The following is a 13,623-nucleotide window of genomic DNA, read 5'->3' as shown; positions in this document are numbered from 1 at the left end:
TCTTAACGCGGGCTCAAGCTTCGAGAACCGGCTTGTCGCGCGCGTAGCGCTGCCGCTTCAGCAACAGGGCGATGGCGATGACCGCGGCGGGAAACAACAGGAAGCTGAAAATCCAGTCCGGCCGCGCTTGCTGGCGCATCAGCTCCGCGCCTGCCAACACCCCGAAGATGGCGCCGCCGCGGCCAACGCCGTACATGCCGCCCACGCCGCTGGCCCGGCAGTGGGTTGGGTAGAAGGCGGCGGACAGCGCGGCCAGCGCCGACTGTCCGCCGCCGGAAGCGAAGCCCATGCAGAACACCAGCAAGCCCAGCCAGCCGCCTTGCTCGCCCTGGGAGACGGCGGCGCCTATCGCCCAGGCCAGCAGGCCGGCGGCGGCGAAGTTGGCCGCCAGCAGGCGGTGCGGTTCGGCGCGTCCCATCCACCAGCCCAGCAGAATGGAACCGACGCCGCCGCCCAGCGGAAACAGCGCGCTGATCCAGGCGAAGCGGCTCAGCGAGAGGCCGGCCTCCTTCAACAGCAGCGGCATCCAGTTCACCACCAGGTAATAGATCAACATGCTCATGAAGCAGCTAAGCCAGAGCAGCAGCGTGCCTGAGGCCAAAGGCTGGGTCAGCACGGCGCGCAGGCCGGCGCGCGGCGCGTCGCCGTCGGGCTCGCCAAGGCGGAAGGCGTCGGCTCGCTCCAGCTCCGGCGTGGCGGCGAGGCGGCGCAGCCGCTCGCGAATGTCGGCGGCGGAACGCCGGCGCGCCGCCAGATAGCGCACCGATTCCGGCAGCCAGCGATACAGCGCCAGCGCCAGCAGCAGAGGGAAGGCGCCGCCCAGCCACAGCGGCGCGCGCCAGCCGTAGGGCGGGATCAGCCAGCCGGCGCACAAACCGCCGGCCCCCGCGCCCAGCGGAAAGCCGCACAGCATGGCGCTGACCAGCAGCGCGCGTCGCCGCGTCGGGCTGTATTCGGAGAGCAGGGTGATGGTGTTGGGCAGCGCCGCGCCCAGGCCGATGCCGGTGAGCAGGCGATAAGCGGTCAGGGCGCTCAGCGAATCCGCCGCCGCGGTCAGCAGGCTGCCGACGCCGAACAGCAGCGTCGACGCGATGACCGCGGGTTTGCGGCCCAGGCGGTCGGCCAGCGGGCCGCCCAGCATGGCGCCGCCGGCCAGGCCGAACAAGGCGGCGCTGAGCGCCTGGCCCAGTTGCGGCTTGCTCAGCCCCCATTGCTCCATCAGCGTGGGCGCGATGTAGGACAAGGCCGCCAGGTCGTAGCCGTCGGCGAACATGACCAGAAAGCACAGCGTCAGCAAGACGGCGTGGAAGGAGCCGAGACGGCTGTCGTCGATGAAGCGGTCAACATCCAGGGTGGCGGACATGGCGGCGTTCTCCCGGCGCGTCACAGCTTGACGCAGACATTGCTGATTTCGGAGTAGAAGTCCAGCGAATGGCGGCCGCCTTCGCGGCCGAGGCCGGACAGCTTGCTGCCGCCGAAGGGCGTGCGCAGATCGCGCGCGTACCAGGCGTTGACCCAGACGATGCCGACCTGGACGCGCCTTGCCAGCCGGTGGGCGCGGTCCAGCCGCTGGGTCCACAGCGCGCAGGCCAGGCCGTAGGGGCTGTCGTTGACGCGGCTCAGGATTTCCTCCTCGTCGTCGAACGGCGCGATATGGCAGACTGGGCCGAAGATTTCCTCGCGCACGCAGCGGGCGTGGTCGGGCAGGCCGGTCCAGATCGTCGGGCGCACGTAAGCGCCTTGATCGCGCGCGTCGCCGAAGCGCGGCGTCTCGCCGCCGGTGACCACCTGCGCGCCTTCCTCGCGCGCCAGGGCGAAGTAAGACAGCACTTTTTCGCGGTGCTGGCGCGACACCAGCGGGCCCAGGTCCACGCCGTCCTCGTCGGGATAGCCCAGCTTCAGGTTCTCGGCGCGTTCCTTCAGCGCGGCGACGAAGCGCTCGAAGATCGGGCGCTCCACATAGACCCGCTCGGTGCACAGGCAGACCTGCCCGGTATTGAAGAAGGACGAGCGGGCCACGCCGGCCACCGCCGCGTCGAAGTCGGCGTCGGCGAACACCACGGCGGCGTTCTTGCCGCCCAGCTCGAAGGAGATGTCCTTCACGCCGTCGGCCACCGCCTTCATGATGGCGCTGCCGGTGCGCGATTCGCCGGTGAAGGAGACGGCGCTGATCAGCCGGTCGTGGGTCAGGAATTCGCCGGCGGAGCCGGGGCCGAAGCCGTGCACCAGATTGAACACGCCGGCGGGAACCCCGGCCTCGTTCATCACCTCGGCCAGCAGCGCGGCCGACGACGGGGTCTCCTCGGACGGCTTGCACACCACGGTGTTGCCCATCGCCAGCGCCGGCCCCAGCTTCCAGGTCAGCAGCAAGAGCGGCAGGTTCCACGGCGCGATCACCGCCACCACCCCCAGCGGCTTGCGCACGGTGTAGTTGAACAGCAGGCCGCCGTCGGCCTGCGGGGTTTCGCAGCAATCGTCGACCTGGGCGACGGCGAGGTCGGCGAAGGTGCGGAAATTGGCGATGGCGCGGGGCAGGTCCAGCGTGCGCGCCAGGTGCAGCGGCCGGCCGGTGTCGGCCACTTCGGCGGCGACGAAGTCGTCGAAGCGCGCCTGGATGCCGTCGGCCACCTTGTGCAGCATGGCGGCGCGCTCAGGCGCGCTGTAGCGGCCCCAAGGGCCTTGCAGCGCGTCGCTGGCGGCTTTGACCGCGCGGCTCACCTGGGCGGCGTCGGCTTCAACCACCTGGCTCAGCAGGCGGCCGTCCACCGGGCTGATATTGTCGAAACGGGCGCTTCCTTCTTCGAAGCCGCCATTGATGTACAGCGGCAGCAGGGCGGGGCGGGTCATGGTGCTCTTCCTCGTCAACGGGGTCGGACGTCGCCGCGGTTTTTCGGACGACGCAATGTTGGCGAGTGTAGGAAAGACGGCCCGCGCCGCGAAAATGAATAAATCGAGTCTTGCTATTCCCCGCGCTTATACCTGATCCGCAGCGTCCAGCGCGGCGGCGGCCAATTTCAGGCTGTCTATCAATTGCCTGGCGGCCGGCGTCAGCGGCTTGTCGTCGCGCACCGAGTAGCCGACGGCGGTGGGCGGTCCCACCTCGTCCAGCGGCAGCACCGCCAGCAGCTTGGCGGCGGCGAAGCGGCGCGCCGCCAGCCGCGGCATCAGGCCCAGGCAGTCCGAGTCCACCAGCAGATTGACATTGGTCAGCAAGGACAGCGACTCCAGCAGATTGTCCGGCAGCGCGAGGCCGGCGTCGTGGAAGAACTGCTCGGCCACCTGGCGGGCCGGCGAATCCGGCGGCGGCAGTATCCACGGCCAGTCGCGCAGTTCGGCCAGGCTGGACGGCGGCGCGGCCAGCAGAGGATGGTGGCTGCCGGCCACGATGCACAGCCGGTTCTGGTACAAGGGCTGGTGGCGCAGCGGCAGCTTGCGGGTGAGCGGCGCTTCCGGGTCCGGCAAGCGGCCCACCACCAGGTCCAGTTCGCCGGCGGCCAGCGCCGGGAACAGATAGTCCTGCGGCCCCTCGCGCACGGTGACCAGCAGCTTGGGCGCGTTCGCCTTCAGGCGCAGGATGGCTTGCGGCAGCAGGCTGGCGCTGGCGGAGATCTGGGTGCCCACGATCACGTGCCCGCAGATGCCGCCCTTGAAGGCGTTGATCTCGTCGGTCAGATAGCGCAGTTCGGCGATCACCGCCCGGACGCGCTCGCCCAGCAACAGGCCGTATTCGGTGGGGGCCACGCCGCGGTTGCCGCGCAGGAACAGCACGGTGTCCAGTTGCTGCTCCAGCTCGCGTATGGCCTTGGTCACCGCCGGCTGGGTCAGATGCAGTTCGCGCGCGGCGCGGGCGATGGACTGACAGCGCAGCACCCGGTCGAACACCAGCAAGGGCCGCAGCTTGAGCCGGTTCAACACCATGTCTTGCACGGAAAAAGGCGTGAGAGGGTCCATGGGCGCTCCTGTGCGGTTGAGACGGCGTGGCAGAAGACTATGGCATAACTTTAGGGAATAGCAGAAGCCCGTATATTCATTTTCTCCTTATCGAGCCGGCCCATAGACTGGAACGCGTCCCACTGATACGGCCGGTTTGGCCGCGCCGGACCGTTTGATTAAGGAGAGAGCCGTGAGTCCAGCTTCACCATCCACATTGCAAGCCGCCGCCGAGCAGCTGCGTCGCGCCGCCGACACCGGCCAGCCTTGCGCTCCGGTGCGCGGCCTGCTCGGCGAGGGGGACGTCGACGCCGCCTACCAGGTGCAAACCTTGAACGTTCTGCATGCCCAGGCCCAGGGCCGGCGGCTGGTGGGCAGCAAGATCGGCCTGACCTCGCTGGCGGTGCAGAGGCAGCTGGGCGTGGCGCAGCCGGATTTCGGCCGGCTGTTCGCCGACATGGCGCTGTGCGACGGCGAGGAGATCGACAGCCGGCGCCTGCTGCAGCCCAAGATCGAGGCGGAGGTGGCGCTGCTGTTGGGCCGCGATCTGGACCATGACAAGCATACGCTGGCCGATCTGTTCCGGGCGGTGGACGCGGTGTTGCCGGCGCTGGAGATCGTGGACAGCCGCATCGCCGGCTGGGACATCCGCATCAGCGACACCATCGCCGACAACGCGTCCAGCGGCCTGTTCGTGCTGGGCAACCGGCCGCGGCGGCTGGCCGACGTCGATCTGCTCGGCTGCGGCATGACGCTGGAGTTGCGCGGCGAGCCGGTTTCGGTGGGCGCCGGCGCGGCTTGTCTCGGCAACCCTCTGCTGGCCGCGCTGTGGCTGGCCGACACGATGGCGCGGCGCGGCGAGCCGCTGAAGGCCGGCGACATCGTGCTGACCGGCGCGCTGGGACCGATGGCGCCGGCGCGCGCCGGCGATGTGTTCACCGCCCGCATCCAGGGCCTGGGCGAAGTGTCGGCCCGCTTCGCCTCACTTCAGGGAGCATCCTCATGAGCCATCCCGCTCGCGTCAAAGCGGCCATCATCGGTTCCGGCAACATCGGCTGCGATCTGATGATCAAACTATTGCGTCATGGCAAGCAGTTGGAATTGACCGCCATGATAGGCATAGACCCGGATTCCGACGGCCTGGCCCGCGCGCGGCGCCTGGGCCTGGCCACCAGTCATCAGGGCGTGGAAGGCTTGCTGGCCCTGCCTGGGGCCGCCGACATCCGCCTGGTGTTCGACGCCACCTCGGCCGGCGCCCACGCCCACCACGAGCAGCTGCTGCGGCCGCGCGGCGTCAGGGTGATAGACCTGACGCCGGCCGCCATCGGCCCCTATGTGGTGCCTGCGGTCAACCTGGACGCGCATCTGGACGCGCCCAACATCAATATGGTCACTTGCGGCGGCCAGGCCACCATCCCGATCGTGGCCGCGGTGGCCGCGGTGACGCCGGTGTTCTACGGCGAGATCGTCGCCTCCATCGCCAGCCAATCGGCCGGTCCCGGCACCCGCGCCAATATCGACGAATTCACCGAAACCACCGCCCAGGCCATTGTCGGCGTCGGCGGCGCGCGCCACGGCAAGGCCATCATCATCCTCAACCCGGCGGAGCCGCCGCTGATGATGCGGGACACGGTGTTCTGCCTGACCGCGCCGGCGGACCGGGACGCCATCGCGCGCTCGGTGGCCGCGATGGCGGACAAGGTGAGCGCCTACGTGCCCGGCTACCGGCTGAAACAGGAGGTGCAGTTCGAGGCGCTGCCGGCGGAAGCGCTGGCGGCCTACCCGGAGCTGGCGCAGAGCGGCGGGCTCAAGGTGTCGGTCTTCATCGAGGTGGAAGGCGCGGCCCACTATCTGCCGGCCTACGCCGGCAATCTGGACATCATGACATCGGCGGCGATGGCCTGCGGCGAACGCGTCGCGGCCCGCCTGTTGCAAGCTTGAGGAGCCCGGCATGGACAAACTGTATATTTCCGACGTGACCCTGCGCGACGGCTCGCACGCGGTCCGGCACCGCTACTCGCTGGCCCAGGTGCGCGCCATCGCCGCGGCGTTGGACGCCGCCGGCGTCGACTCCATCGAAGTGGCGCACGGCGACGGGCTGGAGGGTTCCAGCTTCAACTACGGCTTCGGCGCCCATAGCGACGTCGAGTGGATCGCCGCCGCGGCCGAATCGGTGAGCAAGAGCAAGATCGCCACCTTGCTGCTGCCCGGCATCGCCACCGTCGGCGCCTTGCGCAACGCTTACGACGCCGGCGCGCGCATCGTGCGCGTCGCCACCCACTGCACCGAGGCCGACATCGCCAGACAGCACATCGGCTATGCGCGCGAACTGGGCATGGACGCCGTCGGCTTTCTGATGATGTCGCACATGACCACGCCGCAGCGGCTGGCGGAGCAGGCCAAGCTGATGGAAAGCTACGGCGCCCACTGCGTCTACGTGGTGGATTCCGGCGGCGCCTTGCTGATGCAAGAGGTGCGCGACCGCTTCCGCGCCTTGCGCGACGCCTTGCGGCCGGAGACGGAAACCGGCATGCACGCCCATCACAATCTGGCGCTGGGCGTGGCCAACAGCATCGTGGCGGTGGAAGAGGGCTGCCGCCGCGTCGACGCCTCGCTGGCCGGCCAGGGCGCCGGCGCCGGCAACGCGCCGCTGGAAGTGTTCATCGCCGCCGCCGAGCGGCTGGGCTGGAACCACGGCTGCGACCTGATCCGGCTGATGGACGCCGCCGACGACCTGGTGCGGCCCACCCAGGACCGCCCGGTGCGGGTGGACCGCGAAACGCTGGCGCTGGGCTACGCCGGCGTCTACTCCAGCTTCCTGCGCCACGCGGAAACGGCGGCGCGGCAATACGGTTTGAAAACCCTGGACATCCTGCTGGAAGTGGGCCGTCGCCGCATGGTGGGCGGGCAGGAGGACATGATAGTCGACGTGGCGCTGGACTTGCTCAAGGCCAAGGGGGGCGCGGCATGACCGACTTCATTCAAGCCTGCGCTCGCGAACTGGACATAGCGACCCAAACCGGCGAAGCCGTCGATCAACTAAGCGCGCGGCAAGCCTTCGATCTGGCGCAGGCCTACCGCATCCAGCAGGCCGGCATTGTACTGCGCCAGCAGCGCGGCGAACGCGCGCTGGGCTTGAAGCTGGGCTTCACCAGCCGCGCCAAACGCGTGCAGATGGGCGTGGACGCGCTGATCTGGGGCGAGTTGACCGACGCGATGCAACTGGCGGACGGCGGCGAGCTGGCGCTGATGCGTTTGATCCATCCGCGGGTGGAACCGGAAATCGCCTTCGTCACCGCGCAGGAGATCTCGCGGCCGCTGTCCCTGGCCGAGGCCGGACTGGCTTTGGCCGGCGTGGCGCCGGCGCTGGAAATCATCGATTCGCGTTATCGCGACTTCCGTTTCAGCCTGGAGGACGTGGTGGCGGACAACTGCTCCTCCTCCCATTTCGTCGTCGGCCCGCTGAGCCCGCCGGACACGCCCTTGGACAATCTGGGGGTGACGCTGCGCTTTGACGGCCGCCCGGTGCAGTTGGGCAGCAGCGCCGCCATCCTGGGCCAGCCGCTGCGCGCCTTGATGGAGGTGTCCGCGCTGCTCCACGCGGCGGGAGGCTCGCTGCCGGCGGGCTCCTTGCTGCTGGCCGGCGCCGCCACCGCGGCGGAGCCGCTGCGCGCCGGCCTGCACGTCGGCGTGGAGATCGCCGGCCTGGGCCGTTGCGAATTTGAAACCAGCGGGAGCGCCTGATGAGCACCCAAGCCACCACCGTCAGCGGCAAGGCCGTGCCGCGCGGCCGCTTTCCGCACCTGAAGCGGGCCGGCGATTTCCTCTTTGTCTCCGGCACCAGCTCGCGGCGGCCGGACAACAGCATAGTCGGCGCCGAAGCCGACGCCATGGGCGCGACGCGCTTGGACATCGCTCTGCAAACCCGGGCGGTGATCGAAAATATCCGCGACATCCTGGCCACGGCCGGCGCCGGCTTGGCCGATGTGGTGGAGATCTGCGCCTACCTGGTGGATATGAACGATTTCGCCGCATACAACCAGGTTTACGCCGAGTACTTCAACGAGGAGGGGCCGACGCGGACCACGGTGGCGGTGCATCAGCTGCCGCATCCGCACCTGCGTATTGAAATCAAGGCGATCGCCTACAAACCGCTTTAGACGGAGTGACCACTAGGGAAGGAGAAGTGAGATGGAACTGCAATACGGCATGCCGCTCAATCTGCTGGACTGGGCAAAGCGCAATCACAGCGAACTCAAGCCGCCTGTGTGCAACGCCGCCATCTGGCCGGACGGCGACTACATCATCAATATGGTGGGCGGTCCGAACACCCGCACCGATTTTCACGACAACCCCACCGAGGAAATCTTCTACCAGATCCAGGGCAACGCCTACCTGGAGATTTGGGACCGCGGGCGTTTCGACCGCATCGAGCTGCGCGAGGGCGACGCCTTCCTGCTGCCGGCCCATGTCATCCACTCGCCGCAACGGCCGGAACCCGGCCTGTGCCTGCTGGTGGAGAAGCCGCGGCCGGTTGGCGAGCACGACAGCCTGCAATGGTACTGTCCTGTCTGCGCCACCGAGGTCTGGCGCTTCTCCAAGCAGCTGGACAGTCTGGTGGACGACCTGCCCAAGGCCTATCAGCTGTTTTACGCGCTGAGCGAGGACGAACGCCGCTGCCGCCATTGCGGCACCGTCCATCCGGGCAAGGATTACGCCGCCTGGCATGAGCTGCGGCAGCGGTCCAGCCATTGAGAAATACCACTAACTGAGAAACCCCGCCATGATAGACATCCACTCCCATTTCTTCCCGCGGATCAGCCAGGCCGAAGCGGCCCGGCTGGACCCGCGGCGCGGGCCCTGGCTGGAAACCTCCGGCCGCAACGGGCAGATCATGGTGGGCGACCAGCCGTTCCGGCCGGTGCACGACGCGCTGTGGGACGGCGCGCGCCGGCTGGCCTGGCTGGACGAGCAAGGCATAGACATCCAGATCATGTGCGCGACGCCGGTGATGTTCGCCTACGCCGCGCCGATAGAGCGCGCCTTGCCGTGGACGCAACTGATGAACGACCGCGCGCTGGAGATGGCCGCCGTCGCGCCGCAACGCTTGAAAGCGCTGGCGCAAGTGCCGCTGCAGGACATCGACGCCGCCTGCCGCGAAGCCAGCCGCGCCCGCGACGCCGGCCATGTCGGCGTGCAGATCGGCAACCACGTCGGCGAGCGGGACCTGGACGATGAAGGCTTGCTGACGTTTCTGGGCCACTGCGCAGCCGAGAACATCCCTCTATTGGTGCACCCCTGGGACATGATGGGCGCCGGCGCGAGGATGAAGCGCTGGATGCTGCCCTGGCTGGTGTCGATGCCGGCGGAAACCCAGCTCGCCATTCTGTCGCTGATCCTGTCCGGCGCTTTCGAACGGCTGCCGGCCAGCCTGAAAATCTGCTTCGCCCACGGCGGCGGCAGCTTCGCCTATCTGCTGGGGCGGGTGGACAACGCCTGGGAGCAGCGCGACATCGTGCGCGAAGACTGTCCGCGACGGCCGTCCAGCTATCTGGACCGCTTTTACGTGGATTCCGCCATCTTCGATCCGGGCGCTTTGCAGCTGCTGATCGCCACCATGGGCGCGGAGCGGGTGATGCTGGGTTCGGACGCGCCGTTTCCCTTGGGCGAGCAGACGGTGGGCGGCCTGATCCGCGACACGGTGGCGGACACGGAGATCCGCCGGCGGCTGCTGACGGACAATGCGCGGGCTTTCTTCAATCTATAAGGGCGCTTCAGCTCAGCAGCCAGCCCAACAACAGCCCGCCGAACAACAGCCATTTCAGCGCGTAGTAGCCAACGCGGCTCTGCGCCTTGATGCGCTTGCCGAACAGCCGCACCGCCTGCACATAGCGGAACAGGCGGTTGAGCGCGCCGGTGCGGTCCCCGTCCTGATTGGGCGAGCTGGCGGCGCCCAGCAGCAGGCGGCTGATCAGACGGTTGCACCAGGCGGCGAAGCGGAAGCGCATCGGGCGCTCGATATCGCAGAACAGGATGATGCGCTGGTGTTTGGTGGCGTTCTCGGCGTGGTGCAGATAGGTTTCGTCGAACAGCACCGCCTCGCCGTCGCGCCAGCTGTAGCGCTGGCCGTCCACTTCTATGTAGCAGGCCTCGCTCTGCGGCGTGGACAGGCCCAGGTGGAAGCGCACCGAGCCGGCGAAAGGGTCGCGGTGGCGCACCAGCCGGCTGCCCGGCGGCAGGCTGGCGAACATCGCCGCCTTCACCGAGGGAATGCCTTGCAGCAATTCCGTGGTGTACGGACACAGCCTGGCCGCCGACGGGTGCGGCTGGTCGTACCACTTCAGATAGAAGCGTTTCCAGCCGGTCTTGAAAAAGGAATTGAAGCCCAGGTCGTCGTAACGTTCCGACGCCTTGATCTCGCCGTCGTTGGACAGGGCCAGCGCCTCGGTGCGGATGCGCTGCCAGTTGTCGTTCAGCGCCCGTAGCTCCGGGAACTGCTGCAAGGGCAGGTAGGGGCGGGCCGGCAAGGTGGAGAACAGGTAGCAGAAGCAGTTGATCGGCGCCATGAAGGTGGAGTGATCGGTCAACTGGCGCCAGAAGCCCAGCCTTTGGCGGCCGCGATAATGAATGTAAACGGTACAGAGCGCGAAAACGAGGAGGATGGAGAGTTTGATATACGGCATATGGGGCTCGCTGTGCATGAATATGCTCAATTTCAAGCAAATACCGATTTTGAACGACTGGTAGTTGGGATAGCTTAGCGGAATTCTGCCGCGAATGACGCCGAGCGTCGTCCGGCCAGCCATTCAAGGACGGAGCTCAAGAGCGGGGGCTGCGGGCGCAATGCCGGCGGGCATGTCGCTTGTTTGATGTTTCGCGTCATGTTTACGGCATGGCCGGAACGCGTACTGTCAGTAGAATGATTTGCCGCCCGCGGGCGGCCGTCAAACCACCCACCCGACAGAGTCCCCGCCATGCAAGACCAAGCCATCGCCGCCGCCGACGCGCCGGCGCAAGAAAATCTGGAGCCGCTCTGGCTCCGCGCCAGACAGGGCCAATTGGCCCGCGCCGTCGTGATGGCGCGCCCCCACGACTTCGCCTTCAACGAGCAGACCGGCGCCGACAATGTGTTTCAGCACCGCTTGCAACTGCCGCCGGCCCAGGTCACCGCGCGGGCGCTGGCCGAATTCGACGCCATGGCGCAGCGGCTGCGCGACCACGGCGTCGAAGTGCTGGTGCTGGAAAAAAGCCCGGACGGCTATCCGACGCCGGACGCGGTGTTTCCCAACAACTGGTTCAGCACCAGCGCCGACGGCAGCCTGCACGTCTATCCTATGCACACGCTGAACCGCCGCCGCGAACGGCGGGTGGAGGAGTTGTGCCGCTTGCTGCTGAGCCACGGTTACGAGGTGGAGCAGGTGGTGTGGGCCGGCCATCCGCTGGAGGAGGAGTTGATCCTGGAAGGCACCGGGGTGATGGTGTTCGACCATCCGCGCAAGCGCGTGTACGCGGCGCGTTCGCAGCGCTGCCATCCGGGCGCGCTCTACCGTTACGCGCGCCGGCGCGGCCTGGAGGCGGTGCATCTCTTCGACACCGTGGACAGCCGCGGCGTGCCCATCTACCACACCAATGTGATGATGAGCGTGGGCGAGGGCTTCGCGGTGATCTGTTCCGAAAGCCTGCATCGGCCGGAGCAGCGGCGGCAAGTGCTGAGCGCGCTGGGTGAGCACCACGAGGTGGTGGACATCAGCCTGGCCCAGGTGGAGAGCAGCTTCTGCGGCAATATCCTGCAGCTGCGCGGCGCCAGCGGCCAACCGCTGATCGCGATGTCGGAGCAGGCCTGGAACGGCTTCACGCCGGCGCAGCAAAGAACGCTGGAGCGCCATGGCCAGCCGGTGGTCAATCCCATTCCCACCATTGAGGCGGTGGGCGGCGGCAGTTGCCGCTGCATGCTGGCCGAGTTGTTCCTGCCGCGCGTCCGCTAGCCCTTGCCCCATCGGCAACGAGGAGGCGTTAAACGCCTCCTCGTTGCCGGGGACGGACAGGCTTAAACCAGGAGATTAAGGCCGTTCACGCCATGATGCAGGCGCTGCTGCACCGGCTCCAGCAAGGCCGCCGCCTCATCGCTGCTGAACAGCAGCGGCTCGTCGCGGTGTTGCAGCAGGGTCAGGATGGCTTGCAGGCCGGTATGGGCGGCGTGGAGCTCGATCAGGCTCTGCAGCAGACAGGCATCCATTTGGGCGCATTGCTGGGCCAGTTGCTGGCCGAGCTTCGGCAGCGCGGCGTGGTCCGACGCGTTGAGCAGAGTCTGGCTCAGCTGTTTGAGTTGCTCCATGACGGGGAGTTGGTTCTGGCTCACGCTTGGGCCTCCTGCGGGGTCAGGCCCGTTTGCGGCGACTTTTTGATGCAGAGGAGAATGAGCACCGCGGCTGCCGCTTCCAACAGTGCGACAAAGTACAAGCCCGCGCTCAAATTGCCGGTGCCGGTTTTCAGGAAGCCGATCATGTACGGCGCAACGAAGCCGGCCAGATTGCCCACCGAGTTGATCAGGGCGATGCCGCCGGCGGCGGCGGTGCCGGTCAGAAACAGCGAAGGCAGGGACCAAAACACCGGAAAGGCGGCCAGAATGCCGATGGAAGCCAGCGTCAGCGCCAGCAGCGCCAGCCAGGTGCTGTGCAGCAGCGCCGCGGTCAGCACCAGCCCCAGCGCCGCAATCAAGGTCGCCGCCGCGCAATGCATGCGCCGTTCACCGGTCTTGTCCGAGTGCGCGCCGTTCCAGACCATGGCGATGGTGCCGGCGAGGAAGGGCAGCGCCGAAATCAGGCCGATGTTGAGCGTGCCCTGGATGCCCAGTTCCTTGATGATGGACGGGGACCAGAAGGCGATGGTGGCGTTGCCGCTGACGATGCAGAAATAGATGGCGGCGCAGAGCCAGACATAGGGGCTGGTGAAAGCCGCTTTCAGCGAGGATTGCTTGTTGGGGTCACGCTGATCCGCCGCGATGTCTTGGCGAATGGCCGCTTGCTCCGCCGGGCTAAGCCAGCCGGCGCCAGCCGGTGTTTCCGGCAGGTAGCGCAGCACCGCCAGGCCGGCCAGGATGGAGGGCGCGCCCTCCACGATGAACAGCCATTGCCAGCCCCTCCATTGGTTTAAGCCGTCCATATTGGACATGATCAGCCCGGCCAGCGGGCCGCCTATCACCCCGGCGATGGCGAAGGAGGTCATGAACAGGCCGTTGATGCGCGCGCGCCGGGCAAGGGGAAACCAGTAGGTCAGATACAGCACCACGCCGGGGAAAAAGCCAGCCTCGGCGGCTCCCAGCAGAAAGCGCAGCAGGTAGAACTGGGCGGGCGTCTGCACCAGAGCCATCGCCATGGAGATGGCGCCCCACAAGATGGTGATCCGCGCCAAGGTCTTGCGCGCTCCGATCTTTTCCAAATACAGGTTGCTGGGCACTTCGAACAGGAAGTAGCCGATGAAGAAAATGCCCGCGCCCAAGCCGTAAACCGCTTCGCTGAACCGCAAGTCGTTCAGCATCTGCAATTTGGCGAAGCCGATGTTCACTCGGTCTATCCACGCCAGGATAAACAGCAGGATCAGGAAGGGGATGAGCCGCCAGGTCGCTTTGCGGTAGGCGCTCTCGCGCTCCTTGGGCGTTACGCGCAGGGACTTGTCCATTGTCGTTCTCCTTCT

General features: G+C 67.3%; 14 protein-coding genes. 8 read left to right on the top strand and 6 right to left on the bottom strand.

Features of this window, described 5'->3' with window-relative positions; genetic code table 11:
• Nucleotides 1–13: 13 nt before the first annotated feature.
• From JW897_RS04135 to JW897_RS04125, 3 genes are all read right to left on the bottom strand, one after another.
• Complete coding sequence (locus JW897_RS04135) at nucleotides 14–1,363, bottom strand: MFS transporter (protein WP_048414541.1); 1,350 nt, start codon at nucleotides 1,361–1,363, stop codon at nucleotides 14–16.
• 20 nt (nucleotides 1,364–1,383) lie between these two features.
• Nucleotides 1,384–2,847, bottom strand: coding sequence for a 2-hydroxymuconic semialdehyde dehydrogenase (locus JW897_RS04130; RefSeq protein ID WP_205465248.1), 1,464 nt, complete (start codon nucleotides 2,845–2,847; stop codon nucleotides 1,384–1,386).
• Between the two features lie 126 nt (nucleotides 2,848–2,973).
• Nucleotides 2,974–3,951: a LysR substrate-binding domain-containing protein gene (locus JW897_RS04125; protein ID WP_205465247.1), complete on the bottom strand. Its 978-nt coding sequence runs from the start codon at nucleotides 3,949–3,951 to the stop codon at nucleotides 2,974–2,976.
• 172 nt (nucleotides 3,952–4,123) lie between these two features.
• On the opposite strand from JW897_RS04125, the gene JW897_RS04120 reads away from it, so the two are divergent.
• The 7 genes from JW897_RS04120 to JW897_RS04090 are packed head-to-tail and all read left to right on the top strand — an operon-like array spanning nucleotide 4,124 to nucleotide 9,697.
• The gene (locus tag JW897_RS04120) at nucleotides 4,124–4,936 is read left to right on the top strand and encodes a fumarylacetoacetate hydrolase family protein (protein ID WP_205465246.1); all 813 of its coding nucleotides are present in this window, start codon (nucleotides 4,124–4,126) and stop codon (nucleotides 4,934–4,936) included.
• A complete protein-coding gene (locus tag JW897_RS04115) occupies nucleotides 4,933–5,871 on the top strand; it encodes an acetaldehyde dehydrogenase (acetylating) (protein ID WP_205465245.1) in 939 nt (312 codons plus the stop codon). Before JW897_RS04120 ends, JW897_RS04115 begins: the two co-directional genes overlap by 4 nt.
• 10 nt (nucleotides 5,872–5,881) lie before the next feature.
• Nucleotides 5,882–6,901 (top strand): 4-hydroxy-2-oxovalerate aldolase, encoded by a 1,020-nt coding sequence (gene dmpG, locus JW897_RS04110; protein WP_048414527.1) that lies wholly within the window; start codon nucleotides 5,882–5,884, stop codon nucleotides 6,899–6,901.
• Entirely contained in the window at nucleotides 6,898–7,674 is a 777-nt protein-coding gene (locus tag JW897_RS04105) for a 2-keto-4-pentenoate hydratase (RefSeq protein WP_205465244.1), read from the top strand. The genes dmpG and JW897_RS04105 overlap by 4 nt, the downstream gene beginning before the upstream one ends.
• Entirely contained in the window at nucleotides 7,674–8,090 is a 417-nt protein-coding gene (locus JW897_RS04100; protein ID WP_048414529.1) for a RidA family protein, read from the top strand. The genes JW897_RS04105 and JW897_RS04100 overlap by 1 nt, the downstream gene beginning before the upstream one ends.
• A gap of 31 nt (nucleotides 8,091–8,121) precedes the next feature.
• Entirely contained in the window at nucleotides 8,122–8,685 is a 564-nt protein-coding gene (nbaC, locus tag JW897_RS04095) for a 3-hydroxyanthranilate 3,4-dioxygenase (protein WP_082159003.1), read from the top strand.
• A gap of 28 nt (nucleotides 8,686–8,713) precedes the next feature.
• Entirely contained in the window at nucleotides 8,714–9,697 is a 984-nt protein-coding gene (locus JW897_RS04090) for an amidohydrolase family protein (protein ID WP_048414530.1), read from the top strand.
• Nucleotides 9,698–9,704: 7 nt separating this feature from the next.
• On the opposite strand, the gene JW897_RS04085 is transcribed toward JW897_RS04090, so the two are convergent.
• The gene (locus tag JW897_RS04085; protein WP_205465243.1) at nucleotides 9,705–10,613 is read right to left on the bottom strand and encodes an aspartyl/asparaginyl beta-hydroxylase domain-containing protein; all 909 of its coding nucleotides are present in this window, start codon (nucleotides 10,611–10,613) and stop codon (nucleotides 9,705–9,707) included.
• A 291-nt stretch (nucleotides 10,614–10,904) separates the two neighbouring features.
• On the opposite strand from JW897_RS04085, the gene JW897_RS04080 reads away from it, so the two are divergent.
• Entirely contained in the window at nucleotides 10,905–11,915 is a 1,011-nt protein-coding gene (locus tag JW897_RS04080) for an arginine deiminase-related protein (protein ID WP_205465242.1), read from the top strand.
• Nucleotides 11,916–11,977: 62 nt separating this feature from the next.
• On the opposite strand, the gene JW897_RS04075 is transcribed toward JW897_RS04080, so the two are convergent.
• Both JW897_RS04075 and JW897_RS04070 read right to left on the bottom strand, forming a co-directional pair.
• Entirely contained in the window at nucleotides 11,978–12,289 is a 312-nt protein-coding gene (locus tag JW897_RS04075) for a DUF1484 family protein (protein WP_205465241.1), read from the bottom strand.
• Nucleotides 12,286–13,608, bottom strand: coding sequence for an MFS transporter (locus tag JW897_RS04070; RefSeq protein ID WP_205465240.1), 1,323 nt, complete (start codon nucleotides 13,606–13,608; stop codon nucleotides 12,286–12,288). Before JW897_RS04070 ends, JW897_RS04075 begins: the two co-directional genes overlap by 4 nt.
• Between the last annotated feature and the right edge of the window lie 15 nt (nucleotides 13,609–13,623).

Origin of the sequence: Chromobacterium alkanivorans (assembly GCF_016937655.1) — a bacterium.
In the GTDB taxonomy this organism is placed as follows: Bacteria; Pseudomonadota; Gammaproteobacteria; order Burkholderiales; family Chromobacteriaceae; genus Chromobacterium; species Chromobacterium alkanivorans.
This window is presented reverse-complemented; position numbering and strand designations above follow the sequence as displayed.

Excerpts from the sequence above, each read along its gene's own strand:
- JW897_RS04115 (WP_205465245.1), top strand. The coding sequence starts at position 4,933 with ATGAGCCATCCCGCTCGCGTCAAAGCGGCCATCATCGGTTCCGGCAAC.
- dmpG (WP_048414527.1), top strand. The coding sequence starts at position 5,882 with ATGGACAAACTGTATATTTCCGACGTGACCCTGCGCGACGGCTCGCAC.
- JW897_RS04130 (WP_205465248.1), bottom strand. The coding sequence starts at position 2,847 with ATGACCCGCCCCGCCCTGCTGCCGCTGTACATCAATGGCGGCTTCGAA.
- JW897_RS04080 (WP_205465242.1), top strand. The coding sequence starts at position 10,905 with ATGCAAGACCAAGCCATCGCCGCCGCCGACGCGCCGGCGCAAGAAAAT.
- JW897_RS04090 (WP_048414530.1), top strand. The coding sequence starts at position 8,714 with ATGATAGACATCCACTCCCATTTCTTCCCGCGGATCAGCCAGGCCGAA.
- JW897_RS04100 (WP_048414529.1), top strand. The coding sequence starts at position 7,674 with ATGAGCACCCAAGCCACCACCGTCAGCGGCAAGGCCGTGCCGCGCGGC.
- JW897_RS04135 (WP_048414541.1), bottom strand. The coding sequence starts at position 1,363 with ATGTCCGCCACCCTGGATGTTGACCGCTTCATCGACGACAGCCGTCTC.
- JW897_RS04085 (WP_205465243.1), bottom strand. The coding sequence starts at position 10,613 with ATGCCGTATATCAAACTCTCCATCCTCCTCGTTTTCGCGCTCTGTACC.
- nbaC (WP_082159003.1), top strand. The coding sequence starts at position 8,122 with ATGGAACTGCAATACGGCATGCCGCTCAATCTGCTGGACTGGGCAAAG.
- JW897_RS04070 (WP_205465240.1), bottom strand. The coding sequence starts at position 13,608 with ATGGACAAGTCCCTGCGCGTAACGCCCAAGGAGCGCGAGAGCGCCTAC.
- JW897_RS04125 (WP_205465247.1), bottom strand. The coding sequence starts at position 3,951 with ATGGACCCTCTCACGCCTTTTTCCGTGCAAGACATGGTGTTGAACCGG.
- JW897_RS04105 (WP_205465244.1), top strand. The coding sequence starts at position 6,898 with ATGACCGACTTCATTCAAGCCTGCGCTCGCGAACTGGACATAGCGACC.